The sequence below is a fragment of the Azospirillum sp. genome (assembly GCF_035627195.1).
Taxonomy (GTDB): domain Bacteria; phylum Pseudomonadota; class Alphaproteobacteria; order Azospirillales; family Azospirillaceae; genus Azospirillum.
In genome coordinates this window covers 1-25,368 of the sequence record NZ_DASPMG010000244.1, presented here as the reverse complement: position 1 = coordinate 25,368, position 25,368 = coordinate 1, and the positions used below count along the sequence as shown (strand labels likewise).

Here is a 25,368-nt window from a genome sequence, read left to right as displayed (position 1 = left end):
CGGGATCGTCAGCGGTCCAGCTTGTGGTACTCGTGGTTGGGCAGCATGTCCACGGCCGTGGCGACGCGGTTGGACATGTTGTAGAAGCCCGTCACGTCGGCAATGTCAAAGATCTCCTCCGGCGTGAAGCCGGCCTCGCGCAGCGCGGCGCGGTCTTCCTCGCCCACGGTGTAGGGCTCCTTCGTCAGCTTCCAGGCGAAGTCGAGCATGGCGCGCTGGCGCGGCTCCAGCGGCGCCACGCGGTAGTTCATCGCCAGCATCTCGCCCAGTTCCGGGTCGCCGGACAGCTTGCGCACCGCCTGCCCGTGCGCCACCAGGCAGTAGTAGCAGTGGTTGGCGGACGAGACGACGACCGCGATCATCTCGCGCTCCAGCTTCGACAGCTTGCTCTCGCCCAGCATCAGCTCGTTGTAGAACTGCGCGAAGGTGCGCAGCTTCTTCTGGCGGAAGCTGTAGGCCTGCAGCACGTTGGGCACGAAGCCCAGCTTTTCCGTGCACTTGTCGAAATAGGCCCGCATGTCCTCGTCCAGCGTGGACGGGTCGGGCACGTCGAAGGCCATGACGTGATCGGGCTGCGGCATGCGTGTGGTCCTCCCTTTGATCGTTGGGTCCAAGGTAGCGGCCCCGCCGCCCCGCGCAAGCCTTCCATGCGGCCGTGCCCCATCCATTTCCCTCGCAAAGCGTGCCGGGCCGTGTCATCAATCAACGTTAAGATAGGGTAACCACGATGATTCGGTCGGCGCCATGAGCGAGGCTCCATGAGCGAGGCTGGGGGGAAAGGCTGGGCGCGGTTCGGCCTGCTGTCCGTGCTGGTGGTGGAGGACGGGGCCTTCATCCGCTCCGTTCTGACCGGCGCTCTGCGCTCGCTGGGTGTCGGCACGGTGCACGCCGTGGCCAGCGGGGCCGAAGCCATCCGCTTCTTCGAGGAGCGCAAGGCGGCCCTGCCGCCCGGCACCGCGCCGGTGGACGTGGTCATCACCGACATCGTCATGCCCGACGTGGACGGGCTGATGCTGCTGCGCTGGATCCGCTCCAGCCCCAAATCGCCCGACAAGTTCCTGCCCGTCCTGATGCTGTCCGGCGCCGCCGACCGTCAGTACGTGGAGCAGGCGCGCGACCTGGGCGCCAACGACTTCATCGCCAAGCCGTTCTCGGCCGGCACGGTGGGCGCGCGGCTGCTGCTGTCCATCGCCCGGCCGCGCCGCTTCGTGCTGGCGCACGGCTACTTCGGCCCCGACCGCCGCCGCGCCACCCGCCCGGTCAACATGGACTGCCGCATGACCCGGCCGGAGGAGGTGCTGGTCGTGCACAGCCGCTCCAAGGCCGTCGGCATCGACCGCTATCCGGTCATTTACTTCGAGTTCCCCAACCGCCTGGGCGCCAAGATCGGCCTGAACCCGCGCGACCCGGTGCCCACCATCCCGGCGGCCGTGCTGGAGGCGGCGGAGGCGGAGATCCAGAGCCGCACCGGCGACTACAGCAATTGGATCGCGGGGGAGGTGGACGCGCTGGGCCGCAACGTCGACCGCCTGGTCGGCGTCGACCCGGCGCAGGTGGCCGAACTGGTGACGGCGGTGAACCGCACCGCGCACGAGATGCGCGGGCAGGGCGGCATCTTCGGCTATCCGCTGATCACCCTGATCGCCAAGTCGCTGTACGAGGCGACGCGCAACGCCGCCACGGCAGTCACGCCCAACGAGCAGCGGCTCTACAAGGCGCACGTGGACGCCATCCGCGCCGTGATGAACGGCCGCGTCAGCGGCGACGGCGGCGCCACGGGACAGCAACTCCTGGCCTCGCTGGAGGTGGCCAAGCGCAAGTACGCCAAGGCGGTGGAGAAGGCGGCGGAGTAGGGCGGCGCCTCAGCGCCGCTCGTACGCCTTCGTCCGCAGCAGGTGGTCCGCCAGCACGCAGGCGACCATGGCCTCGCCCACCGGCACGGCGCGGATGCCCACGCAGGGGTCGTGGCGGCCCTTGGTGACGATCTCCGCGTCGTTGCCGTCCACGTCGATGGTGCGGCGCGGCACCAGGATCGACGACGTCGGCTTGACCGCGAAGCGCACCACGATGTCCTGCCCCGAGGAAATCCCGCCGACGATGCCGCCGGCGTGGTTCGACAGGAACTCCGGCTCGCCGTCCGGGCCGCGGCGCATTTCGTCGGCGTTCTGCTCGCCGGTCAGCTCGGCGGTGGCGAAGCCGTCGCCGATCTCCACGCCCTTCACGGCGTTGATGGTCATCAGCGCCCGCGCCAGGTCGGCGTCCAGCTTGTCGTACAGCGGGTCGCCCAGCCCGACCGGCACGCCCGACGCCACCACCTCCACCACCGCGCCGATGGAGGAACCGGACTTGCGGATGCCGTCCAGGTACTCGGTCCAGGTCTCGGCCGCCTTGGCGTCCGGGCAGAAGAACGGGTTGTTGTCCACCTCCGCCCAGTCCCAGTTGGCGCGGTCGATGCGGTGCGGACCGACCTGCACCAGCGCGCCGCGGATGGAGATCCGATCGCCCAGCACCTGGCGGGCCACGGCGCCGGCGGCCACGCGGCACGCCGTCTCGCGCGCCGAGGATCGGCCGCCGCCGCGGTAGTCGCGGATGCCGTACTTCTGCCAGTAGGCATAGTCGGCGTGGCCCGGCCGGAACTTCGCCGCGATCTCCGAGTAGTCCTTGGAGCGCTGGTCGGTGTTCTCGATCATCAGCTGGATCGGCGTGCCGGTGGTCTTGCCCTCGAACACGCCGGAAAGGATCTTCACCTCGTCCGGCTCGCGCCGTTGGGTGGTGAAGCGCGACTGCCCCGGCTTGCGCTTGTCCAGCCAGGGTTGGATGTCGGCCTCGGTCAGCGGCAGCAGCGACGGGCAGCCGTCCACCACGACGCCGATCGCCGGCCCGTGGCTCTCGCCCCAGGTGGTGAAGCGGAACAGGGTCCCGAAGCTGTTGCCGGCCACCGTCCTTACTCCGCCTTGCCGCCGTTGCCCAGGCTGGCCAGCAGCTGCGCCACCTTCGGCGCCTCGTCCACCGCCACCATGCCGACGGTGTGGTAGCCGGCGTCGACGTGCATGATCTCGCCGGTCACGCCGGCACCCAGGTCGCTCAGCAGGAACAGGGCGGAGCCGCCCACCTCCTGGATGGTGACGTTGCGCTTCAGCGGTGCGTTGTACTCGTTCCACTTCAGGATGTAGCGGAAGTCGCCGATGCCGCTGGCCGCCAGCGTCTTGATGGGGCCGGCGGAAATCCCGTTGACGCGGATGTTCTGGCCTCCCAGATCGACGGCGAGATAGCGTACACTCGCCTCCAGCGCCGCCTTGGCGACGCCCATCACGTTGTAGTGCGGCATCACGCGCTCGGCACCGTAGTAGGAGAGCGTGAGCAGGCTGCCGCCGTCGCGCATCAGCGGCACGGCCCGCTGGCTCACCGCGGTGAACGAGTAGCAGGAGATGTCCATCGTGCGGAGGAAATTGCCGCGCGTGGTGTTGAGGTACTTGCCGTCCAGCTCGTTCTTGTCGGAAAACGCGATCGCATGGACCAGGAAGTCGAGCTTGCCCCATTCCGCTTCGATCGCCGCGAAGGTGGCGTCGATGCTCGCCTCGTCGGTGACGTCGCACGGCAGCACCAGCTTGGCGCCCACCGAGTCCGCGAGCGGCTTCACGCGCTTCAGCAGTGCGTCGCCCTGGTAGGTGAAGGCCAGCTCGGCGCCGTGCTGGGCGGCGGCCTGGGCGATGCCCCAGGCGATCGAGCGGTCGTTGGCGACGCCCATGATCAGGCCGCGCTTGCCTTCCATGAGCGGCTTCGGGTTCGACATCCGGACCTCGTTTCCCTTGGTGTTCGTCGATACATGAAAAAGTGCGGCGCATCCTACACGAAACCCCCGCCCGGTCAAACCGGACGGGGCGGCATCAGACGGGCAACCACCGCGGGAGAACTGGCATGACGGCGCCCACCGCGGACAAGCGCGACGGCTACCGCCCGGCGCGCCTCATCCAGATGGCGCGGGAGGTGTGGGGCTTCATCAGCTATTCGGCGCTACGCTTCTACAACGACAACTGCTTCCAGACGGCGGCGTCGCTGACCTACACGTCGCTGCTGGCCATCGTGCCGATGATGACCATCGGCTTCGCCATCTTCTCGGCCTTCCCGGCGTTCAGCGCGCTGCAGACCCGCGTGCAGGAGCTGATCTTCCGCAACCTCGTGCCGCAGATCGGCGACGCCATCCTGGAATACCTTGGCCACTTCATGGCCAACGCCGGGCAGATGCCGATCTTCGGCGTCATCGGGCTGGCGGTGTCGGCCGTGCTGCTGATCTGGACGATCGAGGGCTCGTTCGCCGCCATCTGGCGCGTCAAGGAGCCGCGTTCGCTCGTCACCCGCATCCTGTCGTTCTGGGCCATCGTGTCGCTGACGCCGCTGTTCGCCGGGGCCAGCCTGTCGCTGTCCGGCTCCCTGTGGTCGGCGCTGCAGCTGGTGCACCTGGAGGAGCTGGCGGATCCCGTGGCCGGGTTCGCCGGCGTGCTGCCCTTCTTCCTGCAGGTGATCGGCTGCACGCTGCTCTACCTCGTGATCCCCAACCGCACCGTGGACCTGCTGGACGCCCTGTGCGGCGGCGTCTTCGGCTCGCTGATGCTGGAGGGGTCGAAGGCGCTGTTCGCCTGGTACATGCGCGAGTATCCCGCCTACCAGACCATCTACGGTGCCCTTTCCACCGTGCCGATCTTCCTGTTCTGGCTGTACATCGCGTGGTCCACCGTGCTGTTCGGCGCGGTCATCACGGCGGCACTGCCGGAATGGCGCGCCGGCCGCATCACCCGCAGCGGGCCGGAAGGGCTGCTGCCGGCCCAGCGGCTGGGGCTGGCGCTCGCCGTGCTGCACGAGCTGATGGACGCCAGCCGCCTGGGTGTGGGCCTGCGCCGCCGCACCATCGTCGGGCGGGTGCCGGTGGGCGCGATTCTGATCGACGGCATCCTGGAGCAGCTGCGTGACGCGCACTGGGTGGCGCACACCACGCGCGATTCCTGGGTGATCACCCGCGACCTGGGGGAATCGACGCTGTTCGACCTGATGAAGGCGCTGGGCATCGGCCTGCGCGGTTCGGTCAAGGGCCTGGGCGGGCTGGAGCTGCCCTGGCAGGAGCGCACCTCGCAGATCCTCGACGCCGCCGAGCAGAACCAGCAGGACATGCTGGGCATCCCGCTGAAGGTGCTGCTGTCCGATGAGGGCGTCGGCGAGGGCGCGGGCGTGGGCGAAAGCACGGGCGCCGGGGCCGGCCCGGTGCCGCTGCGCCCCAGCCGGGAGCGCCGGGTCCAGCCGTAGGCCGGCGCAAACCCCACCCCATTGCGCTGGATCAAGGGAGCCGGCAATAGCATTTGAACAGCTGTTCATGTTCTGCTATCCGTCCGCCAACCGCCGCGGGCGGTCCTGTCGCATGCACCACCGTCGGCGGCCTGATCCATGAGTTTCGCGACCGCGCTCGTCCTCGCCTTCAGCCTGTCGATGGACTCCTTCGCCGCCGCCCTTGGCACCGGCGCCGTCCTGCGCCGCCCCGGTGCGTGGGAGGCGCTGCGCGTCGGCATCATGTTCGGCGGCGTGCAACTCGCCATGCCCATGCTGGGCTTCGCGCTGGGCCTGACCTTCGCCGCCTACGTGGAGGCGGTGGACCACTGGATCGCCTTCCTGCTGTTGCTCGGCATCGGCGGCAAGATGCTGTGGGAGAGCTTCTCCGACGACGCGGACGAGGATGGCGAAGCCTCCTGCGGCCGCCAGGGCCTTGCCCAGCTCTTCCTCACCGCGGTGGCGACGTCGATCGACGCGGCGGCGGTGGGCGTCACGCTGGCGGTGATGGACGTGGACATCGTCGGCATCTGCGTGCTGATCGGGCTGGTCACCTTCGGCCTTGCGTCGGGCGGCGTGCTGATGGGCCGCGCCGCCGGGCCGCTGTTCGGCAAGCGCGCCGAACTCATCGGCGGCCTCGGCCTCATCGCCATCGGCGCCAAGATCCTCATCGAACACACCCTGATGTGAGCTTTTCTCCCTCCCCCTGCTCCGCAGGGGGCAGGGGGAGGGGGTATCAAGCTCACGCCGCCCGAATGGTCCGGATGAAGTCGTCCACCTGCCGGGCCAGCGTCGCCGACTGTGTGGTCAGGTCCGACGCCGCGCGCAGCACCTCGTTGGCGGCCCCGCCGGCTTCCAGCGCCGCCTGGTTGACGCCGCTGATGTTGCGGGTGACCTCCGTCGTGCCCACCGCCGCCTGCTGCACGTTGCGGGAGATCTCGCCGGTGGCGGCGGTCTGCTCCTCGACGGCCGAGGCGATGCCGGTAGCGATCTGGTTCACCTTCTGCACCGTCTCGGCGATGGAGCGGATGGCGCCCACCGCGTCCATGGTCTCCTTCTGGATCGCCATCACCTGGCTGGAGATGTCCTCGGTCGCCTTGGCGGTCTGGTTGGCCAGCGACTTCACCTCGCTCGCCACCACGGCGAAGCCCTTGCCCGCCTCGCCGGCCCGCGCCGCCTCGATCGTCGCGTTCAGCGCCAGCAGGTTGGTCTGCCCGGCGATGTCGTTGATCAGCTGGACGACGGTGCCGATCTTCTGCGCGGCGTCGGCCAGCCCTTCGACCATGGTGTTGGTGCGCTCGGCCTCCTCGACGGCGGTCTGGGTGATGCGGGCCGACTCCTCGACTTGGCGCGCGATCTCGGCGATCGAGCCGGCCAGCTCTTCGGCGGCGGCCGCGACGGTCTGCACGTTGGCCGAGGCCTGCTCGGTGGCGGCGGCGACGGCGGAGGCCTGCCGGGTCGTTTCCTCGGCGACCGACGACATGCTCTGCGCGTTGCCCTGGAGCTGCGTGGCGGAGGAGGACACGGCGCCGACCACCCCCTTGACCGAGCTTTCGAAGCGGTCGGCCAGCTGGTTCATCGTGCGCTTCTTCTCTTCCGCGGCGCGCTGCTCGGCCAGCTTGGCCTCCTCCTCCATCCGGTGGTTGCGGATCAGGTTCTCCTTGAAGACCTGCATGGTGCCGGCGATGGCGCCGATCTCGTCCTTGCGCTCCAGGCCGTGGATGGCGACCGTGGTGTCGCCGTCGGCCAGCCGCTTCAGGCTGTCCACCGACGCCGCCACCGGCCGCCCGATGCCGAACTGCGCGATCAGGTAACCCACGGCGATGCCGCCCAGGATGCCGGCCACGGCGACGGCGATGACCAGCGCCTGGATCTCCCGCGCGTGGTCGTCGGCGGCCTGCACGGTGGTCTCCGCCTTCTTGTCGGAATACTGGTTGTAGGCGCGCATCGCCTCCTGCAGCTTCGTCGCGGCGGCGCGCGACGCCAGCGCGGAATCGACGATTTCCTGGCGGGCCTTGTCGTTGGTGATCTGGGCGCCGTTGCGCTTGGCCACCGCCAGCGTGTCGGCGAGTTCCTTGAGGTAGTCGGCGTAGGCCGCGTCGACGCCGCGCAGCAGGTCCATCTGGCGCCCGTCGGCGCTGCCCTTCAGCTGCGTCAGCCGCTCCTCCAGCTGCTGGCGCTGCTCGCGGACGACCGTCTCCACCTCGGTGAGCTGGCCCGGCGACGGGTCGGCGGCGGCGCGGAACTCGGCGCGGTTCAGCGCGATGACGTTCTGGTTGACCCGTGCGCCGGTCAGCGCCTCGCCGCTGGCCTGTTCGACCAGCTGGGTGTCCTCCGTAAGCTCCTTCAGGCCGTTGACGCTGATGACGCTGATCACCGCCATGATCGCCGCCATCAGGCCGACGACGGTGAGCACCTTGTACAGGATCCGGATGTCGCTGAACCGCATGGGACCGCCTCGCGCGCTTTTGATTGGTTGCGAGTCGATACATGACGGCGCGGACGAGGTAAGTCCATCAGACGGAGGTTTGTTGCCTCCGCCCTTTCGCTACCAAAAAGGGCATATCCAGGAAGAAAGGGGTGGGGCCGGCGCTATTCCAGCCCGGCCTTCTTGCGCACGTCGTAGCTGCGCTTCGCCGCCCACTTCTCCATGAACTGGACCAGCTCGGCGTCGGGCGGGTCGGGCAGGACGACCTTCAGTTTCACGTACTGGTCGCCGGTCTGCTTGGTCTTCTGGCTGACCACGCCCTTGCCGCGCAGGCGCAGGACCGAGCCGGTGTTGGAGCCGGGGGGGACCTTCACGGCGACCGGGCCGCTGACGGTGGGCACGCGGATGGTGGCGCCGAGGATCGCCTCGTTCAGCGTCACTGGCACCTCCACATGGATGTCGCCGTCCTGGCGGGTGAAGTGCGGGTGCGGCTCGACGTGCACCTCGACGATGGCGTCTCCGGCCGGGGCGCCGCCCAGGCCGGGCAGGCCCTGGCCCTTCAGGCGCAGCTTCTGCTCGTTCTCGGTGCCTGGCGGGATGGCGACGTCGATGCTCTTGCCGCTGGACAGGCTGATGCGCCGCTTCGACCCCACCGCCGCCTCGATGAACGGCACGGTGACGGAATAGGCGATGTCCGTGCCCTTGGCCTTGACGCCGGCCCCGCCGGCCCCGCCGCTTTCCGGCCGCTTGCGCCGGCCGCCGCTGAACAGGTCGGAGAACCAGTCGTCGTTGCCGTCGAACTTGGCGAAGGGGTCCTCCGCCTGATGGCGCGCGTGCGTGCGCCCGCGCGCCGAGGAGGAGGAATAGGAGCGGTGGCCGGAGTGCCGTTCCGCGCCCGAGCCGTCGATCTCCCCGCGGTCGAAGCGGGCGCGCTTCTCCGGGTCCGACAGCACCGAGTAGGCGGCGGAGATCTCCTTGAACCGCTCCTCGTTGCCGGCGTTCCCCGGCTTGAGGTCGGGGTGGTGTTCCTTGGCGAGCTTGCGATACGCCTTCTTGATGTCCTCGGCGCTGGCGGAGCGCGAGACGCCGAGGACGTGATACGGATCGCGGATGTTGGCCACGTGCAGACGAATCCCCGCCCCGTCAGCCGGGGCAAAGCGCCCGCCCCGCGGGGCGGGGGTAAGGCGGAAGTGTCGGAATCAGTTCACGATCTTCCACGTTCCGTCGGGCTGTTTGCAAGCGGTTCCATAGGCCAGCTCCGTCCGGCCGCTCACGGTCACCGTCTGCTGGTACTCCCGGCAGTAATGGCCGCGGCTGTCGTAGCCGTCGCGGGTGGAGGTGATGGTGCCGGCGTTGCCCGACTGCGGGTTGTTCCAGGCGATGCGCTCGCCCACCGGGGCGGCGTAGGCGCGGCTGGCCGCCTGCGAGGCGTACTGCTGGTCGGCCTTGTCGAGCGAACCGCCGATCTCACGGCCGATGAAGGCGCCCAGCAGGGTGCCCACGCCGGTGGTCACCAGCTTGCCGGTGCCGCCGCCGAACTGCGAACCGATCACGCCGCCGGCGATGGCGCCGCCGACGGTGCCGACGGTCTCCTTCGTGCCGCCGGTCTGGCAGCCGGCCAGCAGGGCGGCGGCCGCGATCACGGGAATGAGCTTCTTAGCGAACATCGATGCTTGCCTCGACAGGTTGCCCGCGGTCTTCCCCCGTCCATCGTCCGGCGGGGCCACGGCGCGATGGACATTGGTATAGGCTAACCTATGCTCCGTGTGAATTGGCCAATGACAAAGAAGAACCGGCAGCGAGAAGGACGGCAGAGATGAGCGACCTTGACGAACGGGATCCCTACGCGGCCTTCGCCGCCTGGATGGCCGAAGCCGAGAAGAGCGAGCCCAACGACCCCAACGCCATGGCGCTGGCCACCGCCGACGCCGAGGGCCGGCCGTCGGTGCGCATGGTCCTGCTGAAGGGCTGCGACGCCCGCGGCTTCGTCTTCTACACCAACACCGAAAGCCGCAAGGGCGAGCAGATGCTGGCCAACCGCAACGCCGCCCTGTGCTTCCACTGGAAGTCGCTGCGCCGCCAGGTGCGGGTGGAGGGGGCGGTGGAGACGGTGACCGACGCCGAGGCCGACGCCTATTTCGAGTCGCGTCCGCGCGAGAGCCGCATCGGCGCCTGGGCCTCGCAGCAGTCGCGCCCGCTGGAGGGCCGGTGGGAGCTGGAGAAGCGCGTGGCGCAGTTCGCCGCCAAGCACGCCCTCGGCCACGTGCCGCGCCCGCCGCACTGGACCGGCTTCCGCGTCCTGCCCGAGCGCATCGAGTTCTGGCAGGACCGCCCCTTCCGCTTGCATGAGAGAATTCTGTTCCTGCGCGCCGGCGAGGGCTGGACGACGCAGCGCCTGTACCCGTAAAACCCCGCCCAACGATCCGAGAGTGGGGGAACGGCCATGGAGGCGCCGGCGTCCGACGGCGGCCGGTTGCGGCAGCGGGCGACCTACGCCAGCGTCGGCGTGGCGCTGACGCTGATCGTCGCCAAGCTGGCCGCCTATCTGGTGACGGAATCGGTGAGCATCCTCTCCTCGCTCATCGATTCCTCGACCGACCTGATGGCGTCCGTGGTGACGCTGCTGGCCGTGCGGCAGGCCCTGCGCCCGGCCGACTCCGCGCACCGCTACGGCCACGGCAAGGCGGAGGCGCTGGCCGCGCTGGCCCAGGCGGCGTTCATCGGCGGCTCGGCCGCCTTCCTGGCCATCGAGGCGGTGCGCCGCGTCATCACGCCGCAGCCGGTGACGCAGGGCACCATCGGCATCGCGGTGATGGTGCTCTCCATCGTGCTGACCGCCGGGCTGGTCACCTACCAGCGCCACGTGGTGGCGCGCACCGGCTCCGTCGCCATCGGCGCCGACCGGCTGCACTACGCCGGCGACCTGCTGATGAACTCGGCCGTCATCGCCGCGCTGCTGCTCACCGCCTGGACCGGGGTGAGCGCCGTCGACCCGCTGTTCGGCCTGGGCATCGCCGCCTTCCTGCTGCACGGCGCGCGGGGTGTGGCCCGGGAAGCGCTGAACGTGCTGATGGACCGCGAATTGCCGGAGACGGAGCGGACGCGCATCGCCGCCCTGGTGGCCGCGCACCCGGGTGCCAAGGGCATGCACGACCTGCGCACGCGCTCCACCGGCACCGGCGTCTTCATCGAGCTGCACCTGGAGCTGGATCCCACCATCAACGTGGTGCAGGCGCACGATATCACCGACGCGGTCGAGCACGAGCTGCGCGCCGCCTTCCCCACCGCCGAGGTGATCATCCACCAGGAGCCGGCCGGTCTGGTGGACGAGCGGCTGGACAATCGCATCGCGGGTGCATAACAGGACTGGTCGTGCCCGCCGATGGACGGGGCGGGTGGTGCGCTGCAACCAAAAGGAACTCATCCCTTCCGCCGACAGGCCGTAACCTATGTGCGACTTTGGTCCGGGGTGCCGGATAGAACGCCTGTCCGATGTTGCGATTTTGCAAGAAAGTTGCAATAATTGAGTCGGGGAGTGAACCTTTTCTCCACCACAAAAAAACAAGCGGCGGACGATAATGGATAGCACGTTCGGCAACCGCACGTACCTCATCGCCGATATTGCTGCGGAAGCGGGAACCCTCGGTATCGAGATCGCGGACGTAGCCGGCCATGTTGAGGACGTGAGCGGTCGCATCAACAAACAGGCGGAAGTCTTCGCGCAACTCCGGGACACCGGCGCGAAGATGACCACCAGCACCCGCAATATTGCCGCGGCCTCGTCGATCGCCCGCACGGTGACCGAACGCGCCCGGCAGGAGGTGGAGACGTCGCACGACCGCGTCCAGCGGTCGCTGTCCGACATCCACTCCCTGGTCGCCGCCGTCGGCGGCATGGAGGGCCAGATCGCCGGCCTGCGCGAGGCGCTGGAGCGCGTCGGCAAGGTCGCCAAGGAGATCTACGCCATTGCCAAGCAGACCAACCTGCTGGCGCTGAACGCGACGATCGAGGCGGCGCGCGCGGGCGAGGCCGGGCGCGGCTTCGCCGTCGTGGCGGGCGAGGTGAAGGCGCTGTCCACCAAGACGTCGGAAGCCACCGCCGAGATCGACGCGACGCTGAAGTACCTGAACGAGCAGGCGCAGCGCCTGATGACCGAAAGCTCCGCCTCCGCCAGCAAGGCCCGCGCGGTCAGCGAGGGCACGGCCTCCATCGGCGCCGTCATCGACACGGTCGGCCGCGCCATGACGGAGCTGAACAGCGAGACCGACAAGATCGACCACGCCGCCGCCGAGATCGGCGACAACTGCCTGGAGCTGGAGCGCGAGATCGGCGACCTCGCCGTCGGCGTCCAGCTCTCCAACGAGAACCTGGGCCAGGCGCGCGACCGCATCAACAACCTCCTGGGCATGAGCGAGCGCCTGATCGGCATCACCGCCGAGTTGGACGTGGAGACGGTGGACACCCCCTACATCCGCGCCGCCCAGCAGGCCGCCTCCAAGATCTCCGCCGCCTTCGAGGACGCGCTGGCGCGCGGCGAGATCAACGAGTCCGACCTGTTCGACCAGACCTACGTGCCGGTGCCCGGCTCCAACCCGCAGCAGTTCACCACCCGCGCCATCAACTTCCTCGACCGCACCCTGCCGGGAATCCAGGAACCGGTGCTGGCGGAGAACGACCGCATCGTCTTCTGCGTGGCGCTGGACACCAACGGCTTCCTGCCCACCCACAACCGGAAATTCAGCCAGCCGCAGGGCCCGGACCCGGTGTGGAACGCCGCCAACTGCCGCAACCGCCGCATGTTCAACGACCGCGTCGGCCTGTCCGCCGGCCGCAACGTCAAGCCCTTCCTGCTGCAGACCTACCGCCGCGACATGGGCGGCGGCAAATACGCCCTGATGAAGGACGTCTCGGCCCCCGTGATGGTCCGCGGCCGCCACTGGGGCGGCCTGCGCGTGGCCTACAAGGTGTGACATAATTAAAGTCCCTCCCCCAGCCCTGCTGGGGGCGCGGAGCCGGTGCCGCAGGCAACGAGCACCGAAGGTGATCGTAGGCGAAGCGCGGCCGCCCGACTTGCGGGCGGCCGTGGAAGCCCGCCGCAGGCGGGCAGGGTGGGGGCAAGTTGCTGCCGAGGATCAGCGGCGCCCAGGCTGACGGCGAAGGTGCTGATCAAAAAACAGAGATTGAGAGATTCAGAGGCAAAGAGATCGCGGCCGCGCCGCGGCTGTGCGTGAAGCCGATGCTGACGCAAGATCCTCAAAATCTCTCTATCTCTAAATCTCTGATTTATTGATCGGTACTGCTTCCGCCAGCCGATGCGCCGCTGATCCTCGCCAGCACCTCGCCCCCACCCTCCCAGCCTTCGGCTGGGTCCTGACCGCCTACCGCCTATCGCCTGCGCCCCTGGTTGAGCGCGGCGAGGAGCGGCGATGCCAGCCCCTGCGGGCTGCGCGCCGGCCGGCCCGGGTCCGGCTTCGTCGTGGTGCGGCGCTGGTCCGCCACCGCGTGGGCAAGGCCGTGCGCCCGGTCGATGATGCGCTGGCGGAAATCATGGTCCAGCGCGTCGAAGGCCGCCGCGGCCAGCGCAAGGTTCTCGGCCGTCGGCGTCACCGTCGCCGTTTCGAGCGCGTGCTCCAGCAGCCGGAACTCCACGATGCCCGGCACGCGCTCGCGGTGAACCGCGTCCGCAAGGACGCGGAGTGCGTCTTCGGTGGTGTCTTCCGGCTTCAGGGACATGACCGGAAAGGATAGGACGCATCGTCGGCGGCGGAAAGGCGGCGACACAATTTGTCGTAATCCGCCGCATATCGGGGTCTGCCTTTTTGTCGATTGTTACAGCACGGACATTTCCCTGAAACACGGCGGGACTATCCCTTTGGGGAAGAAGGAATGCATGCCATGCTGAACGACGTGCATCAGGGGGACGGAGACATCATCGACGCGGCAACCGCCTGCGTCGTCACGGCCGACGTCATCTCCGCCAAGCAGAAGCAGGCCATCCTGGGCCAACTCGCCCGCTTCCGGGACGAGCGCGGCTGCGCCCATCTAGCGTGCAGTGCCTGCGAACACCGCGCCGGCTGCGAACGCCGCGTCTTCGACATCATGGGGCAGCACTGACCGCCGCATGTGACGATCGTCACTGCAACTGGCCGTATGTGTGCTAATATGCCGCGTCTTTACGCCGCGCGTGCGGCATCGGGCGGGCGCATGGGCTTCACTCTCACCTTCTGGGGCGTGCGGGGCACGGTGCCGTGCCCGATGGCGTCCTACATGGGCTTCGGCGGCAACACCAGCTGTGTGGAACTGCGCGCCGGGGACCAGCGCCTGATCCTGGACGCCGGCACCGGCATCCGCGCGCTCGGCCGCCGCCTGCTGGACGCGGGGGATGGCAAGGCGACGCTGCTGCTCAGCCACACCCACCTCGACCACATCGCCGGCTTCCCGTTCTTCGCCCCCGCCTACACGCCGGGCTTCGCGCTCCGCATCGTCTCCGCCCACCGCGACGGCGCACCGGGGATCGAGGCGGTTCTGGCCCGCCAGATGGAACAGCCGCTGTTCCCGGTCCCGCTCGCCACCCTGGCCGGCGACCTCAGCTTCGTCGAGGTGGCGGCGGGCACCGCCTTCCCGCTGGAAGACGGCGTGCGCGTGCGCACCGCCGCGCTGAACCATCCGGACGGCGCCACCGGCTACCGCGTCGAATACGCCGGCAAGTCGGTCTGCTACGTGACGGACACGGAGCATGTGCCGGGCCAGCCGGACCGGAACGTCCTGGACCTGATCGCCGGCGCCGACCTCGTGCTCTACGACAGCACCTACACGGATGCGGAGTGGGCGCAGCGCGTCGGCTGGGGCCATTCGACCTGGACGGAAGGCGTGCGGCTGTGCCGCGCGGCCGGCGTCAAGCGCTTGGCCCTGTTCCACCACGACCCCGACCGCGACGACACGGGCATGGCCGCCCTGGAGGCCGAGGCCCAGGCCGCCTGGCCCGGCCACGTCTTCGCCGCCCGCGAAGGCACCACCCTGGACCTGCTGGCGGAGTAGCGGGGGAGTGTCGTAGGTTGGGTTGAGCGCCAGCGAAAACCCAACATTGTCGGCACGGCAGACACGTCGGGTTTTCGGCTCCGCCTGAACCCAACCTACGCGGCTTCCTCCCCCTCCATGACCGCCACCGTCGTCGCGCTGTTCACCGCCACCTACCTGGGCATGGCGCTGGGGCGCTTTCCCGGCCTCGCCATCGACCGCACGGGCATCGCGCTGGTCGCCACCATCGCGCTGCTCGGCCTCGGCGCGCTGGACGAGGGGCAGGTGGTCGCGGCCATCGACTTCCCGACGCTGTTCATCCTGTTCGGCCTGATGATCCTGTCGGCGCAGTACGCGGCCAGCGGCTTCTACGACTGGTGCGCGCTGCGCATCGCCCAGGGTGGCATGGCCCAGGGTGCGCGCTCGCCGGAACGGCTGCTGGCGGTGACGGTGGCGGTGGGCGGGGCGCTGTCGGCCGTGCTGGCCAACGACGTGGTGGTCTTCGCCATGACGCCGATGCTGTGCCTGGGGCTGCAGGCACGCGGGCTCGACCCGCGGCCGTACCTGATCGCCCTGGCCGGGGCCGCCAACGCCGGTTCCGCCGCCACGGTGATCGGCAACCCGCAGAACATCCTGATCGCGCAATCCGGCGGGCTGGACTTCTGGCGATTCCTGGCCGTGTGCGGCGTGCCGGCGCTGCTCGGGCTGGCCGCCGTCTACGCCGTCGTCCTGTGGGTGTGGCGCGGCCGGCTGGAACGGGCAGGCGCGGCGCCGGACACCGCCAGTCCGGCGGTGGAGGGGCCGGCGGTGGAGGTCGACCGCTGGCAGCTGCGCAAGGCGGTGGTGGCGACGGTGGTGCTGCTGGCGCTGTTCGCCTCGCCCGTGCGGCAGGACGTCGGCGTGCTGATCGTGGCCGGCGCCATGCTGGTCAGCCGGCGGCTGGCGACGCGCGGCATGCTGGGCATGGTCGACTGGCACCTGCTGGTGCTGTTCGCCTGCCTGTTCGCCGTCAACCACGCGCTGGGCCTCACCGGCATCCCGGCGGAGATGGTGGCCCGCCTGTCGGCTGCCGGCTGGTGGCCGGACCGGCTGGCGGTGCTGACGCCGCTGGCGCTCCTGGCCAGCAACACCATCGGCAACGTGCCGGCGGTCGTGCTGCTGCTCAAGGCCTGGGCGCAGCCGCCGGAAGGCGCCCTCTACGGGCTGGCGCTGCTGTCCACGCTGGCCGGCAACCTGATGCTGACCGGCAGCCTGTGCAACATCATCGTCGTGGAGCGCGCCGCCCAGGCCGGCGTGCGCCTGGGCTTCCTGGAGCACGCGCGCTGCGGCGTGCCGATGACCCTGCTGTCCATGGCGGCGGCCGTCCTCTGGCTGTGGGCCACCGGCTGGATGGCCCTGGCCTGAGGCATTTTGTCCTCTTCTTTGACAAAGATCCTGGCGTGTGCGATGGTTGGTGCGACAATGGCCGCACCGTGCGCCCTTACGCGAAAAACCTTGCGCGAAAAACGAAGGGTATGGGCGAATGCAACACCATGCCGAATCCGTTGCATGGTGTTGCATCCGGTTGCATTGGCCCGGCAGTGGAGTGCCGGCCCGGCTTGCGCTACGCTTGGGCTGTCGTCCGGCGCTGGAGCGGCCCCGTGAGCCTCGTCGAGCAGTTCCTCGAATTCATCGATTCCACCCGCACCCCGTCGGTGCGGGAGCTGAGCCGGCGCGTGCTGCACAAATGCCGGGAGCTGACCGGGGCGGAGGCCGGCACCATCTTCATCCTGCGCGGCCGCGGCCGGTCCCGGCACCTGGAGGCGGTCAGCGTGCAGAACGACGCCGTGCGCACCAGCAGCGGCAGCTTCGTGATCCCGGCCGACACCGCCTCCATCGCCGGGGCGGTGGCGCTGACGGGGGAGACGGTGTTCGTCGACGACGCCTACGCCATCCCGCCCGACCGCCCCTACCGCTTCAACCCGGCCTTCGACCGGCAGACGGGCTTCCGCACCCGCTCCATCCTGGCCTTCGCGCTGAAGGGCTTCGACAGCAAGCCCGAAGGGGTGGTGCAGCTGATCAACCGCCGCGACGGCGACGCGGTCAAGCCCTTCCTGCCCGAGCACGAGGCGATGATCGCCCCGGTCAACCACATCGTCGGCCGCACGCTGGAGCGGGCGGTGATGGTCGAGACCCTGGCCGAGAGCAACCGCCGCCTGCGCCAGCAGCGCCAGACCATCGCCGCCCTGAACGCGGAGACGGAGCAGGCCTTCATGGCGTCGGTCCGGCTCCTCGCCCGCGCCGCCGAGATCCATGACGAGGACACCGGCAACCACATCCTGCGCGTCAACGAATACGCCTACGCCCTGGCCCGGCGGGCCGGCTGCCGCAAGGCGTTCTGCGACGAGATCCGCTATTCCGCCGCCCTGCACGACGTCGGCAAGATGAGCGTGGATCAGGCGGTGCTGCACAAGAAGGGCCGCCTCGACCCGCAGGAACTGGCGGAGATGCGCCGCCACCCGGTCTACGGCTGGGAGATCCTCAACACCTCCGACCGGCTGCGCATGGCCGCGGAGATCGCGCTCTGCCACCACGAACAGTGGGCCGGCACCGGCTACCCCGACGGCCGCAAGGGGGAGGAGATCCCGCTGTCCGCGCGCATCGTGGCCATCGCCGACTGCTACGACGCGCTGCGCAGCGTGCGCCCCTACAAGCGCGGCTTCAGCCACGCCGAGGCGCTGGCGATCATGACCCGCGGGGACGACCGCATCGACCCCGCCCGCCACTTCGACCCGCGCCTGCTGGCGCTGTTCGCCCAGCACCACGAGGAGTTCGCCCGCATCTGGGAGGAGTTGAAGGACGAAGAGCCGACACCCGCCTAGGTGCACCATACTGCGTCGAATTGCTGCACTGCGTGGAACGCCCGTGCGGTGTGCGGTTCCGTATGCTAACCGTTCGCGATATGACATTGGGATGAAGCGGCGGCAGACCATGGCCAAGGGTGTGGACTACCACGAACTCGTCTGGAACGACGACCTGTCCCTGGGGGTCGACGAGATCGACGCCCAGCACAAGGAGTGGATCGACCTCGTCCACCGGTTCCAGATGGCCGTGGTCGAAGGCCGCTCGCGCGAGGAGGTCTACGACACCCTGGCCGCCGCCGTCATGTACACCGAAAAGCACTTCGCCCACGAAACGGCGCTGATGCAGGAGACGGGCTACCCGTTCATCGACGACCACATGGTGCAGCACGACCTGGCGCGCCAGCAGATCCACGCCTTCACCACCGGCACCGTGCCGGAGGAGGGCATCTGCGAGTACCTGGCCGAATTCCTGCCGCAGTGGCTGATGCTGCACATCAACTCGTCCGACCGGAAGTTCGCCCGCTGGCTGAACGGCACCGACCAGAACCCCTGCGCCCCGGCCGACGCCCCCTCCGGCCGCGTGTTCGCGGATATCCCGGTTTAAGGGGGGCGCCGGCCCGGCGCCGTTTACGCCGGCTTCGCGTCCGGCTCGCCGCGCACGAAGCCCTTGAACATATCCTCGATCAGCTCCTGCCCGACCTCGCGGGTGATGAACACCAGCTTGGAGCGGCGGTCGTCGCTGGGCCATTCCTCCAGCCGGACGGGCGGGTGGAACATGTGCTGCACGCCGTGCACCACGACGGGCATGTCGGTCTCGACGACATTCAGGATGCCCTTGATGCGCAGGATGTCCGGCCCGCGCACGGTGATCAGCGCCTCCATGAAGTCGACGAAGCGGTCCCACGGGATCGGCTGATCGACGATCATGCAGAAGGCGCGGATGTGGTCGTCGTGGCGGTTGGCATCGTGGCCATGCTCGCCATGGTCATGGCCGCAGTCCGGGCCGCACTCCGGCCCATGGTCGTGCCCATGGTCATGATGGTCATGGTCGTGGTGGTGGTGGCCGTGCCCTTCGCTGCGGTAGGCCTCTTCCTTCAGCCAGCGGGCGACGTCCGGGCTCTTGGTCTCCGGATTGTACAGGCCGGCGTCGAACAGCGTGGCCGGGTCGACGGCGCCGAAGGCGGCGGGGATCACCGGCGCCGCCGGGTTGAGGGCGGCCAGGCGCTTGCACAGCGCCAGCGTCGTGTTGGGCGTGGCGGCGTCGGTCTTGGTCAGCACGATGCGGTCGGCGACGGCCGCCTGCTTCACGCTCTCCGGATGCTGGTCGAGTTGGCCGGCGCCGTGCACCGCGTCCACCGTGGCGACGACGCCGTCCAGGCGGAACCGCGCCGCCAGCAGCGGGTCGGACATCAGGGTGTGGATGATGGGCGCGGGGTCGGCCAGCCCGGTCGTCTCGACGATGACGCGGTCGAACTCCGGGATCTCGCCGCGCACGCGCTTGAGGAACAGGTCCTTCAGCGTGTCGACGAGGTCGCCGCGCACGGTGCAGCACACGCAGCCGCTGTCCAGCACCAGCATGTTCTCGGTGGCCTTGGCGACCAGCAGGTGGTCCAGCCCGACCTCGCCGAACTCGTTGATCACCACGGCGGTGCGGGCCATGCCCGGATGGCGCAGCAGGTGCTGGAGCAGCGTCGTCTTGCCGGAGCCGAGGAAGCCGGTCAGCACGGACACGGGGAACCGTTGGGTGGAAGCGGTGTCGCTCACGGGGCTTTCTCCTGGCAATCGGAACACAGGCCGCGCACCTCGACGGTCGGGCGGCGGACGCGGAAGCCGCGCGCCGCGGCCCCCGCCTGGATGGCGTCACGGATGGACGGGTCGTCGATCTCCACCGCCGTGCCGCAGCCCTCGCACACCAGGAACTGCCCGGTGTGGGCACCGCCCGGCGTGGTGCAGCCGACGTAGGCGTTGAGGCTCTCGATGCGGTGGACGAGCCCCTGGTCGACCAGGAACTCCAGCGCGCGGTAAACGGTCAACGGCGCCGCCGGCTTGCCGCCCTGGTGGCTGAGGTCGTCGAGGATGGCGTAGGCGCCGCGCGGCTTGTGGCTGGTCCACACCAGTTCCAGCACCCGCCGCCGCAGCGACGTCAGCCGCGCCCCGCGCGCCGCGCACAGCGCGTCGGCGCGGGTCAGCGCGTCGGCGATGCAGGTGTCGTGATCGTGGTCGGCCAGTGTCATGATGTTACGATATAACACTGGCGACCGGGGACGGAAACCTCCAACGCACGGTTGTTTCCCAGAACGCGAAAAGGGGCGGCCCACCGGCCGCCCCTTCCATGCGCGCATCACGCGTCCTCAGGTCCCGACGATGCCGCCGTCCGCCTTGGTGATGGCGACCACCGAGGGGCGGGGCGGCATGTCCGGCTTGAAGTCCGGCCAGCGGGTGGCCGGGTCCTCGAAGCTCGACAGCTTGCCCTTGAACTTGTCCCACTGGTCGACGCCGTCGGTGGCCGGGTGCTGCACGGCGACGAACAGCGTGCGGTCGTCCGGCGTGAAGCAGGGGCCGCACATCTCCGCCCCCACGGGCACGCGGAAGAACATCTTCGACAGGCCGCGCAGGTCGCCTTCGGTCTCCACTGCCCACACGCCGTCGGCGGTGCCCGATGCCTTCTTCCAGTTCTCGCCCTGGTCGGTGGTCACCCACAGCCGGCCGGCGTTGTCGACGGCGCAGTTGTCCGGGCAGGCGAACGTGCCGTTCTTGCTGGTGGCGGCGTGGAACTGCCCGCCCACCTCCGGCGTGCCGGCGCGCAGCAGCATCTGCCAGCCGAACTTGGCGGCGGCGTGATCGCCATCCGGCGGCGTCAGCTCGACGATATGGCCCCAGTTGTTGGCCTCGCGCGGGTTGGCGGCGTCCACTTGGTCGGCCGTGCGCTTGTTGTTGTTGGTCAGCATGACGTAGACCTTGCCGGTCTTCGGGTTGACCTCGATGTCCTCCGGCCGGTCCATCTTCGTCGCCCCCAGCGCGTCGGCGGCGAGGCGGGCGTGGATCAGCACGGTGGCCTGGTCGGGGAAGCCCTTGTCCGCGGTCAGCGGCCCCTGGCCGTGCACCAGCGGCAGCCACGCGACCGAGCCGTCGGCGTTGAACTTGGCGACGTACAGCGTGCCCTCGTCCAGCAGGTCCATGTTGGCGCCGCGGTTGGCCGGGTCGAACTTCTTCGCCGCCACGAACTTGTAGACATAGTCGAAGCGCTCGTCGTCGCCGGTGTAGGCGACCACGGTGCCGTCCTTGCCGACGGAGAGCGAGCAGGCCTCGTGCTTGAAGCGGCCGAGCGCCGTGCGCTTCTTCGGCACCGATGCGGGGTCGTACGGGTCGATCTCGACGATCCAGCCGAAGCGGTTGGACTCGTTCGGTTCCTTGGCGACGTCGAAGCGGTCGTGGTGCTGGCCCCAGTTGTACCAGTTGCCGGGGATGCCGTAGCGCTTCAGCGCCTTGGCGCGCGGGTCGGCATCGTCCAGCTTGCCCCAGAAGTAGCCGTTGACGTTCTCCTCCGCCGAAAGCCAGGTGCCCCATGGCGTCATGCCGCCGGCGCAGTTGTTCAACATGCCGCGCACCCGGGTGCCGGTCGGGTCGCCGGAGGTCTTCAGCAGGTCGTGGCCGGCCGCCGGGCCGGTCAGCACGCACTCCGTCTCGCCGGTGATGCGGCGGTTGTAGCGGGAGTTCGGATCGTAGGTCCAGGAGCCGCCCACCTTGCGCACCTCGACGACCGAGCCGCCGTGCGCGGCGATCTCGATGTCGACGAGGTCCCTGGTCATGCGGGTGAACTTGGCCTTCTGCTGCTCCTCGCCCACACCGGGAAACATAACCTCCTCGTCGGTGTACTCGTGGTTCACGCACAGCAGGCCGTGGTCGGCGCCGGCGGAGCCGGGCGGCAGCGGCGCGAAGCCGACGAAGTCGTTGTTGTAGCCGAACTGCGTGGCCTGGGCGGCGGCGGTCTGCTTCATGGGATCGAAGGCCGGCGCGCCGGGCAACACCGGATCGCCCCAGCGGATCAGCACCTTGGCCTCGTAGCCGGGGGCGACATGGTGGGTCTCGTCCACGCCGTGCTCGATCTCGGTGAAGGTGAACGCGGGCATGGGGCCGGCGGCGGCCTCGCGGCCGGACGCCAGCAGGCCGGGTCCCAGCAGGGCACCGGCGGCGGTGGCCGCCAGCATGCCGCGCATCACGCCACGGCGGCCGTAGCGGGCGTTGAGGACGTCGCCCAGCGTCGGGTTGCCCGTGGGGTTGCTGCCGACGTCCTCGGCCGCTTCGGCGGTCAGGTACCTGGTGCCCTTGGCTTGGGTGCTCATGATCCCTCCTTCGTGCCCCTTGCGGGGCTGTTCGCGGGGCCGTCCCGTGCTGGTGGGGACCATAGAGGGCGATCGTGACACGTTCTTTGCACTCGCATGAAGGCCGCGTTAATCCCGTCCCGGCAGAGCCCGGAACGCGTCCAGCGCGCGGTCGCGGGCAGCGGCGTGGTCGAGGATGGGATGCGGGTACGTCTCACCCAGCCGCACGCCGGCCTGCGCCAGCACCTTGACGGGCGCTGCCCATGGCTTGTGAACCCAGGCGTCGGGCAGGGCGGCCAGTTCCGGAACCCAGCGGCGGACGTAGGCGCCGCGCGGGTCGTAGGTTTCGCCTTGCAAGACCGGGTTGAAGACGCGGAAGAAGGGGGCGGCATCCGCGCCGCAGCCGGCCACCCACTGCCAGTTGGCCGGATTGTCGGCGGGATCGGCGTCGACCAGGGTGTCCCAGAACCAGCGGGCGCCGGACTGCCAGGGAATCAGCAGATCCTTCACCAGGAAAGAGGCGGTGACCATGCGCACACGGTTGTGCATCCACCCCGTGTGCCAGAGTTGGCGCATGCCGGCGTCGATGATGGGATAGCCGGTCCGACCGCGTTGCCAGGCGCCCAGGCCCTCCTCGTCGTCGCGCCAGGGGAAGGCGGCGAAGCGGGCGTCCATGGGCGTGTGGGCAAGGCCGGGTTCGTGGTGCAGCAGGTGGTGGCAGAACTCCCGCCAGCCGAGTTCGCGCAGGAAGGCCTCAATGCCGGCGGCCGCTTCCGGATGGGCGTGCGCCGTCATCCGCGCGGCGTGCCAAGCCTGCCGCGGGCCGATCTCGCCCCAGCGCAGGTGCGGCGACAGCCGCGATGTGCCCTCCATGCCGGGGCGGTCGCGGTTGGCCTTGTAGCCGGCAGCGGTGGTGACCAGGAACTCCGCCAGCCGTTCGCGCGCGCCGTCCTCGCCGGGTTGCCACGTTTCGCGCAGGCCGCCGGCCCAGTCGGGGCCGGTGGGCAGAAGGTGCCAGTCCGCCAGCGACGACCCAGGCAGCGGACGGGGGAAGGCAGTGAGGCGGGCCGGTGCCGGGGTGGGGGCAGGCGGCTCCGTCATCGCCAAGCAGGCGCGCCAGAAGGGCGTGAACACGCGGAACGGCTGGCCGGCCTTGGTGCGCACTGTCCACGGCTCGAACAGGAGGGCGGCGTTGAAGCTCTCCGCCCGCAGGCCGCGGCTGCGCAGGGTTTCCTTGATGCGGGTGTCGCGCACGCGGCCGGCGGTGGCGTAGCGGCGGTTCCATAGCACCGCGCCGGCCCCGGTCTCCGCCGCCAGATCCGCGATCACGCGCAGCGGATCGCCACGGCGCAGGAGGAGCGGTGCCCCCAGATGGTCGAGCGCGTCGGACAGCCGGCGCAGGCTGTGGTGCAGCCACCAGCGCGCCGCCCCGCCGGGCGGGAAGGGGTCGGCGGGGTCGTCCTCCCAGACGTAGAGGGGCAGGACCGGGTTGCCCGAGGCGGCAGCCGCGGCAAGCGCCGGATTGTCGGTCAGCCGCAGGTCTTCGCGAAACCAGACAATGATCGGAGCCGAGTCGGGTAACAAAAAATCCGGCATGCAGTCAAGTTCTCCAAAGGCCGGCGATGAAGATTTGCGAGCGAGTATTTTTCACAGCAAACAACCATGCCGGAGATGCGAAACAACGGCCCCTTGAATGCCCGAGGCATAGGGCCAAAGGCATAGAGAGCGCATGTTCTACGCCGCGGTTCTTCTCGCGGATCACCGATCGATAAAAAATATATATCGAGTCGAAACCCTTGGCGGGCGGCCCGGCCCCGCTAGGTCTTGCATCGCTCCTGGGGCGGAGCGGGCGCCGGGCGGCCGACGGCGCCTCTCCCCAGCGGGAGGGTTCGAGAGACACCCCAACGGAGGAAAAACCATGTCTCGTCTGATCGCGCTGGCCAAGACTGCCGCCGTCGCGCTGCCTCTGGCGTTTGCCGCGCATGCCGCCAAGGCCGCTGACATCGTCGACACCGCGGCCTCGGCCGGGCAATTCAACACTCTGGTCGCGGCCGTGAAGGCGGCCGGGCTGGTCGACACGCTGAAGGGGCCGGGGCCGTACACGGTCTTCGCGCCCACCGACGCCGCCTTCGCCAAGCTGCCCAAGGGCACGGTGGAGGACCTGCTGAAGCCCGAGAACAAGGGCAAGCTGCAGGCCCTGCTCACCTACCACGTCGTGCCGGGCAAGGTCATGGCCGCCGATGTGACCGGAAAAATGGCGCAGCCCAAGACCGTGCAGGGCACCACCGTAGACATCGACGCCACCAAGGGTGGCGTCATGGTGGACGCCGCCAAGGTCGTGAAGGCCGACGTGGTCGCGTCGAACGGCGTCATCCACGTCATCGACAGCGTCATCATGCCGAACTGACCCGTTTGCCCGGAGGGCTTCGCGGCCCTCCGGGTTTCGTTCATGCCCCATCGGGCGAAAGCCGGCGGCGCGGGAAGGGCAGGAGCTTGCCGGCTCGCATCATGTGAACCACGAAGTCGCCGCGCAGTAGCCCGCTGATCGCCGGGTCCAGCACGTTCAGCCCGCCGGCGAAGGCGCCGAAGGCCGGCAGGATCAGCTTGGCGCCGTCGCTGGCGAAGCAGCGCTCGCGCACCCGCCGGCCCGGCACCAGGACAGCGGCTGCCGGGTGCAGGTGGCCGGACACCTCGCCGGCATCGCCCGGCACCGCCTCATGCCGGAAAACCAGCGGCCCCAGCCGGATCTCCGGCGCTTCCTGGCCGCCCAGACCTTCCGGCGGTTCCGGGTCGTGGTTGCCGGTGATCCACACCCAGGACACGGCCGCCGTCAGCGCCCGCAGCCGGGTGCGGTCGCCCTCTGCCATGCGGCCGGCTGCGCGCCGGTCGTGGAAGCTGTCGCCCAGCGCCAGCACGGTGCGCGGCCGCAGCCGAGTGATGGCCTCGTCCAGCCGGTCGAGCGTGGCGCGGGTGTCGTAGGGTGGGAGCATCCGCCCGCGCGCGGCAAAGCCCGAGCCCTTCTCCAGGTGGAGGTCGGCGACGGCCAGCACGCCCTCGGCCGGCCAGAACAGCGCGCCCGAGGGATCGGGGTGCAGATCGATGCCGGCAAGGCGGATCGGCGGGTGAGGGGACACGTCAGTAGATCAGTTCGTTCTCGCCGCCGCCTTCGGCGATGACGATCTCGCCGCGCGCCGCCAGGTCCTTGGCCAGCTGCACCATGTACATCTGCGACTCGTCCACGTCCTTGACGCGCACCGGGCCCATGGCCGCCATGTCCTCGCGCAGGATCTTGGCCGCGCGTTCGGACATGTTGGAGAAGAACAGGTCCTTCAGCGTCTCCGACGCACCCTTCAGCGCGGTGGCCAGCTTGGCCTTGTCGACGTTGCGCAGCAGCGTCTGCACGCCGGACGGGTCGAGCTTGGACAGGTCCTCGAAGGTGAAC

At 69.4% G+C, this 25,368-nt stretch carries 26 protein-coding genes; 13 read left to right on the top strand and 13 right to left on the bottom strand.

Annotation, left to right across the window (positions count from 1 at the left end; all coding sequences use genetic code 11):
* Positions 1 to 8 precede the first annotated feature (8 nt).
* Positions 9 to 581 carry a peroxidase-related enzyme gene (locus VED21_RS22245; protein ID WP_324886137.1) on the bottom strand — a complete coding sequence of 191 codons (573 nt, stop codon included), beginning with the start codon at positions 579 to 581 and terminating at the stop codon, positions 9 to 11.
* Between the two features lie 177 nt (positions 582 to 758).
* On the opposite strand from VED21_RS22245, the gene VED21_RS22240 reads away from it, so the two are divergent.
* A complete protein-coding gene (locus tag VED21_RS22240) occupies positions 759 to 1,853 on the top strand; it encodes a response regulator (RefSeq protein ID WP_324886135.1) in 1,095 nt (364 codons plus the stop codon).
* A 9-nt stretch (positions 1,854 to 1,862) separates the two neighbouring features.
* Here the strand turns inward: VED21_RS22240 and aroC are convergent, their stop codons facing one another.
* Positions 1,863 to 2,939 (bottom strand): chorismate synthase, encoded by a 1,077-nt coding sequence (aroC, locus tag VED21_RS22235; RefSeq protein ID WP_324886133.1) that lies wholly within the window; start codon positions 2,937 to 2,939, stop codon positions 1,863 to 1,865.
* A gap of 5 nt (positions 2,940 to 2,944) precedes the next feature.
* On the bottom strand, positions 2,945 to 3,793 hold the full coding sequence (gene fabI / locus VED21_RS22230) for an enoyl-ACP reductase FabI (RefSeq protein WP_324886131.1): 849 nt from the start codon (positions 3,791 to 3,793) through the stop codon (positions 2,945 to 2,947).
* A 125-nt stretch (positions 3,794 to 3,918) separates the two neighbouring features.
* Here fabI and VED21_RS22225 point away from each other — a divergent pair, with 125 nt between their 5' ends.
* On the top strand, positions 3,919 to 5,298 hold the full coding sequence (locus tag VED21_RS22225; protein ID WP_324886129.1) for a YihY family inner membrane protein: 1,380 nt from the start codon (positions 3,919 to 3,921) through the stop codon (positions 5,296 to 5,298).
* A 138-nt stretch (positions 5,299 to 5,436) separates the two neighbouring features.
* The gene (locus tag VED21_RS22220) at positions 5,437 to 6,006 is read left to right on the top strand and encodes a manganese efflux pump MntP family protein (protein WP_324886127.1); all 570 of its coding nucleotides are present in this window, start codon (positions 5,437 to 5,439) and stop codon (positions 6,004 to 6,006) included.
* Between the two features lie 52 nt (positions 6,007 to 6,058).
* Here the strand turns inward: VED21_RS22220 and VED21_RS22215 are convergent, their stop codons facing one another.
* The 3 genes from VED21_RS22215 to VED21_RS22205 all read right to left on the bottom strand — a co-directional run bounded on the left by VED21_RS22215 (position 6,059) and on the right by VED21_RS22205 (position 9,411).
* Entirely contained in the window at positions 6,059 to 7,765 is a 1,707-nt protein-coding gene (locus VED21_RS22215; protein ID WP_324886125.1) for a methyl-accepting chemotaxis protein, read from the bottom strand.
* Between the two features lie 143 nt (positions 7,766 to 7,908).
* Entirely contained in the window at positions 7,909 to 8,865 is a 957-nt protein-coding gene (locus tag VED21_RS22210) for a J domain-containing protein (protein WP_324886123.1), read from the bottom strand.
* 78 nt (positions 8,866 to 8,943) lie between these two features.
* Complete coding sequence (locus tag VED21_RS22205; RefSeq protein ID WP_324886121.1) at positions 8,944 to 9,411, bottom strand: RT0821/Lpp0805 family surface protein; 468 nt, start codon at positions 9,409 to 9,411, stop codon at positions 8,944 to 8,946.
* 149 nt (positions 9,412 to 9,560) lie between these two features.
* Here VED21_RS22205 and pdxH point away from each other — a divergent pair, with 149 nt between their 5' ends.
* The 4 genes from pdxH (at position 9,561) to VED21_RS22185 (ending at position 13,034) form a co-directional block, all read left to right on the top strand.
* Positions 9,561 to 10,151: a pyridoxamine 5'-phosphate oxidase gene (gene pdxH / locus VED21_RS22200; RefSeq protein WP_324886119.1), complete on the top strand. Its 591-nt coding sequence runs from the start codon at positions 9,561 to 9,563 to the stop codon at positions 10,149 to 10,151.
* 36 nt (positions 10,152 to 10,187) lie between these two features.
* The gene (locus tag VED21_RS22195) at positions 10,188 to 11,105 is read left to right on the top strand and encodes a cation diffusion facilitator family transporter (protein WP_324886117.1); all 918 of its coding nucleotides are present in this window, start codon (positions 10,188 to 10,190) and stop codon (positions 11,103 to 11,105) included.
* Between the two features lie 385 nt (positions 11,106 to 11,490).
* The gene (locus VED21_RS22190) at positions 11,491 to 12,714 is read left to right on the top strand and encodes a methyl-accepting chemotaxis protein (protein ID WP_324886115.1); all 1,224 of its coding nucleotides are present in this window, start codon (positions 11,491 to 11,493) and stop codon (positions 12,712 to 12,714) included.
* A 149-nt stretch (positions 12,715 to 12,863) separates the two neighbouring features.
* Positions 12,864 to 13,034 carry a hypothetical protein gene (locus tag VED21_RS22185; protein ID WP_324886113.1) on the top strand — a complete coding sequence of 57 codons (171 nt, stop codon included), beginning with the start codon at positions 12,864 to 12,866 and terminating at the stop codon, positions 13,032 to 13,034.
* 95 nt (positions 13,035 to 13,129) lie between these two features.
* Here the strand turns inward: VED21_RS22185 and VED21_RS22180 are convergent, their stop codons facing one another.
* Positions 13,130 to 13,477 (bottom strand): hypothetical protein, encoded by a 348-nt coding sequence (locus tag VED21_RS22180; protein WP_324886111.1) that lies wholly within the window; start codon positions 13,475 to 13,477, stop codon positions 13,130 to 13,132.
* Positions 13,478 to 13,639: 162 nt separating this feature from the next.
* Between VED21_RS22180 and VED21_RS22175 the strand changes: the two genes are divergently transcribed.
* From VED21_RS22175 to VED21_RS22155, 5 genes are all read left to right on the top strand, one after another.
* Positions 13,640 to 13,858: a hypothetical protein gene (locus VED21_RS22175; protein WP_324886109.1), complete on the top strand. Its 219-nt coding sequence runs from the start codon at positions 13,640 to 13,642 to the stop codon at positions 13,856 to 13,858.
* Between the two features lie 90 nt (positions 13,859 to 13,948).
* Entirely contained in the window at positions 13,949 to 14,782 is an 834-nt protein-coding gene (locus VED21_RS22170) for an MBL fold metallo-hydrolase (RefSeq protein ID WP_324886107.1), read from the top strand.
* 117 nt (positions 14,783 to 14,899) lie between these two features.
* Positions 14,900 to 16,165, top strand: a complete 1,266-nt coding sequence (locus tag VED21_RS22165; protein WP_324886105.1) for an SLC13 family permease — start codon at positions 14,900 to 14,902, stop codon at positions 16,163 to 16,165.
* A gap of 236 nt (positions 16,166 to 16,401) precedes the next feature.
* Positions 16,402 to 17,622, top strand: coding sequence for an HD-GYP domain-containing protein (locus VED21_RS22160; RefSeq protein ID WP_324886103.1), 1,221 nt, complete (start codon positions 16,402 to 16,404; stop codon positions 17,620 to 17,622).
* 91 nt (positions 17,623 to 17,713) lie between these two features.
* On the top strand, positions 17,714 to 18,208 hold the full coding sequence (locus VED21_RS22155) for a bacteriohemerythrin (RefSeq protein WP_324886101.1): 495 nt from the start codon (positions 17,714 to 17,716) through the stop codon (positions 18,206 to 18,208).
* Positions 18,209 to 18,231: 23 nt separating this feature from the next.
* Here the strand turns inward: VED21_RS22155 and VED21_RS22150 are convergent, their stop codons facing one another.
* The 4 genes from VED21_RS22150 to VED21_RS22135 all read right to left on the bottom strand — a co-directional run bounded on the left by VED21_RS22150 (position 18,232) and on the right by VED21_RS22135 (position 23,522).
* Positions 18,232 to 19,368, bottom strand: a complete 1,137-nt coding sequence (locus tag VED21_RS22150) for a GTP-binding protein (protein WP_324886099.1) — start codon at positions 19,366 to 19,368, stop codon at positions 18,232 to 18,234.
* Complete coding sequence (locus tag VED21_RS22145) at positions 19,365 to 19,838, bottom strand: Fur family transcriptional regulator (protein ID WP_324886097.1); 474 nt, start codon at positions 19,836 to 19,838, stop codon at positions 19,365 to 19,367. Before VED21_RS22145 ends, VED21_RS22150 begins: the two co-directional genes overlap by 4 nt.
* A 117-nt stretch (positions 19,839 to 19,955) precedes the next feature.
* Entirely contained in the window at positions 19,956 to 21,947 is a 1,992-nt protein-coding gene (locus VED21_RS22140) for a PhoX family phosphatase (protein WP_324886095.1), read from the bottom strand.
* A 108-nt stretch (positions 21,948 to 22,055) separates the two neighbouring features.
* The gene (locus VED21_RS22135) at positions 22,056 to 23,522 is read right to left on the bottom strand and encodes a deoxyribodipyrimidine photo-lyase (protein WP_324886093.1); all 1,467 of its coding nucleotides are present in this window, start codon (positions 23,520 to 23,522) and stop codon (positions 22,056 to 22,058) included.
* 322 nt (positions 23,523 to 23,844) lie between these two features.
* On the opposite strand from VED21_RS22135, the gene VED21_RS22130 reads away from it, so the two are divergent.
* Positions 23,845 to 24,333, top strand: a complete 489-nt coding sequence (locus tag VED21_RS22130; protein ID WP_324886091.1) for a fasciclin domain-containing protein — start codon at positions 23,845 to 23,847, stop codon at positions 24,331 to 24,333.
* A gap of 40 nt (positions 24,334 to 24,373) precedes the next feature.
* On the opposite strand, the gene pdeM is transcribed toward VED21_RS22130, so the two are convergent.
* Positions 24,374 to 25,060, bottom strand: coding sequence for a ligase-associated DNA damage response endonuclease PdeM (pdeM, locus tag VED21_RS22125; protein ID WP_324886089.1), 687 nt, complete (start codon positions 25,058 to 25,060; stop codon positions 24,374 to 24,376).
* Between the two features lies 1 nt (position 25,061).
* Positions 25,062 to 25,368: FliG C-terminal domain-containing protein (locus tag VED21_RS22120; RefSeq protein WP_324886087.1), on the bottom strand; the 307-nt coding region annotated here is incomplete at its 5' end.

What these genes read in the sequence shown, in the direction of transcription:
- pdxH (WP_324886119.1), top strand. Translation starts at nt 9,561, where the DNA reads ATGAGCGACCTTGACGAACGGGATCCCTACGCGGCCTTCGCCGCCTGG.
- VED21_RS22130 (WP_324886091.1), top strand. Translation starts at nt 23,845, where the DNA reads ATGTCTCGTCTGATCGCGCTGGCCAAGACTGCCGCCGTCGCGCTGCCT.
- VED21_RS22135 (WP_324886093.1), bottom strand. Translation starts at nt 23,522, where the DNA reads ATGCCGGATTTTTTGTTACCCGACTCGGCTCCGATCATTGTCTGGTTT.
- fabI (WP_324886131.1), bottom strand. Translation starts at nt 3,793, where the DNA reads ATGTCGAACCCGAAGCCGCTCATGGAAGGCAAGCGCGGCCTGATCATG.
- VED21_RS22190 (WP_324886115.1), top strand. Translation starts at nt 11,491, where the DNA reads ATGACCACCAGCACCCGCAATATTGCCGCGGCCTCGTCGATCGCCCGC.
- VED21_RS22170 (WP_324886107.1), top strand. Translation starts at nt 13,949, where the DNA reads ATGGGCTTCACTCTCACCTTCTGGGGCGTGCGGGGCACGGTGCCGTGC.
- VED21_RS22180 (WP_324886111.1), bottom strand. Translation starts at nt 13,477, where the DNA reads ATGTCCCTGAAGCCGGAAGACACCACCGAAGACGCACTCCGCGTCCTT.
- VED21_RS22195 (WP_324886117.1), top strand. Translation starts at nt 10,188, where the DNA reads ATGGAGGCGCCGGCGTCCGACGGCGGCCGGTTGCGGCAGCGGGCGACC.
- VED21_RS22205 (WP_324886121.1), bottom strand. Translation starts at nt 9,411, where the DNA reads ATGTTCGCTAAGAAGCTCATTCCCGTGATCGCGGCCGCCGCCCTGCTG.
- VED21_RS22175 (WP_324886109.1), top strand. Translation starts at nt 13,640, where the DNA reads ATGCTGAACGACGTGCATCAGGGGGACGGAGACATCATCGACGCGGCA.
- VED21_RS22240 (WP_324886135.1), top strand. Translation starts at nt 759, where the DNA reads ATGAGCGAGGCTGGGGGGAAAGGCTGGGCGCGGTTCGGCCTGCTGTCC.
- VED21_RS22215 (WP_324886125.1), bottom strand. Translation starts at nt 7,765, where the DNA reads ATGCGGTTCAGCGACATCCGGATCCTGTACAAGGTGCTCACCGTCGTC.
- VED21_RS22220 (WP_324886127.1), top strand. Translation starts at nt 5,437, where the DNA reads ATGAGTTTCGCGACCGCGCTCGTCCTCGCCTTCAGCCTGTCGATGGAC.
- VED21_RS22245 (WP_324886137.1), bottom strand. Translation starts at nt 581, where the DNA reads ATGCCGCAGCCCGATCACGTCATGGCCTTCGACGTGCCCGACCCGTCC.
- VED21_RS22155 (WP_324886101.1), top strand. Translation starts at nt 17,714, where the DNA reads ATGAAGCGGCGGCAGACCATGGCCAAGGGTGTGGACTACCACGAACTC.
- VED21_RS22225 (WP_324886129.1), top strand. Translation starts at nt 3,919, where the DNA reads ATGACGGCGCCCACCGCGGACAAGCGCGACGGCTACCGCCCGGCGCGC.
- VED21_RS22140 (WP_324886095.1), bottom strand. Translation starts at nt 21,947, where the DNA reads ATGAGCACCCAAGCCAAGGGCACCAGGTACCTGACCGCCGAAGCGGCC.
- VED21_RS22145 (WP_324886097.1), bottom strand. Translation starts at nt 19,838, where the DNA reads ATGACACTGGCCGACCACGATCACGACACCTGCATCGCCGACGCGCTG.
- VED21_RS22165 (WP_324886105.1), top strand. Translation starts at nt 14,900, where the DNA reads ATGACCGCCACCGTCGTCGCGCTGTTCACCGCCACCTACCTGGGCATG.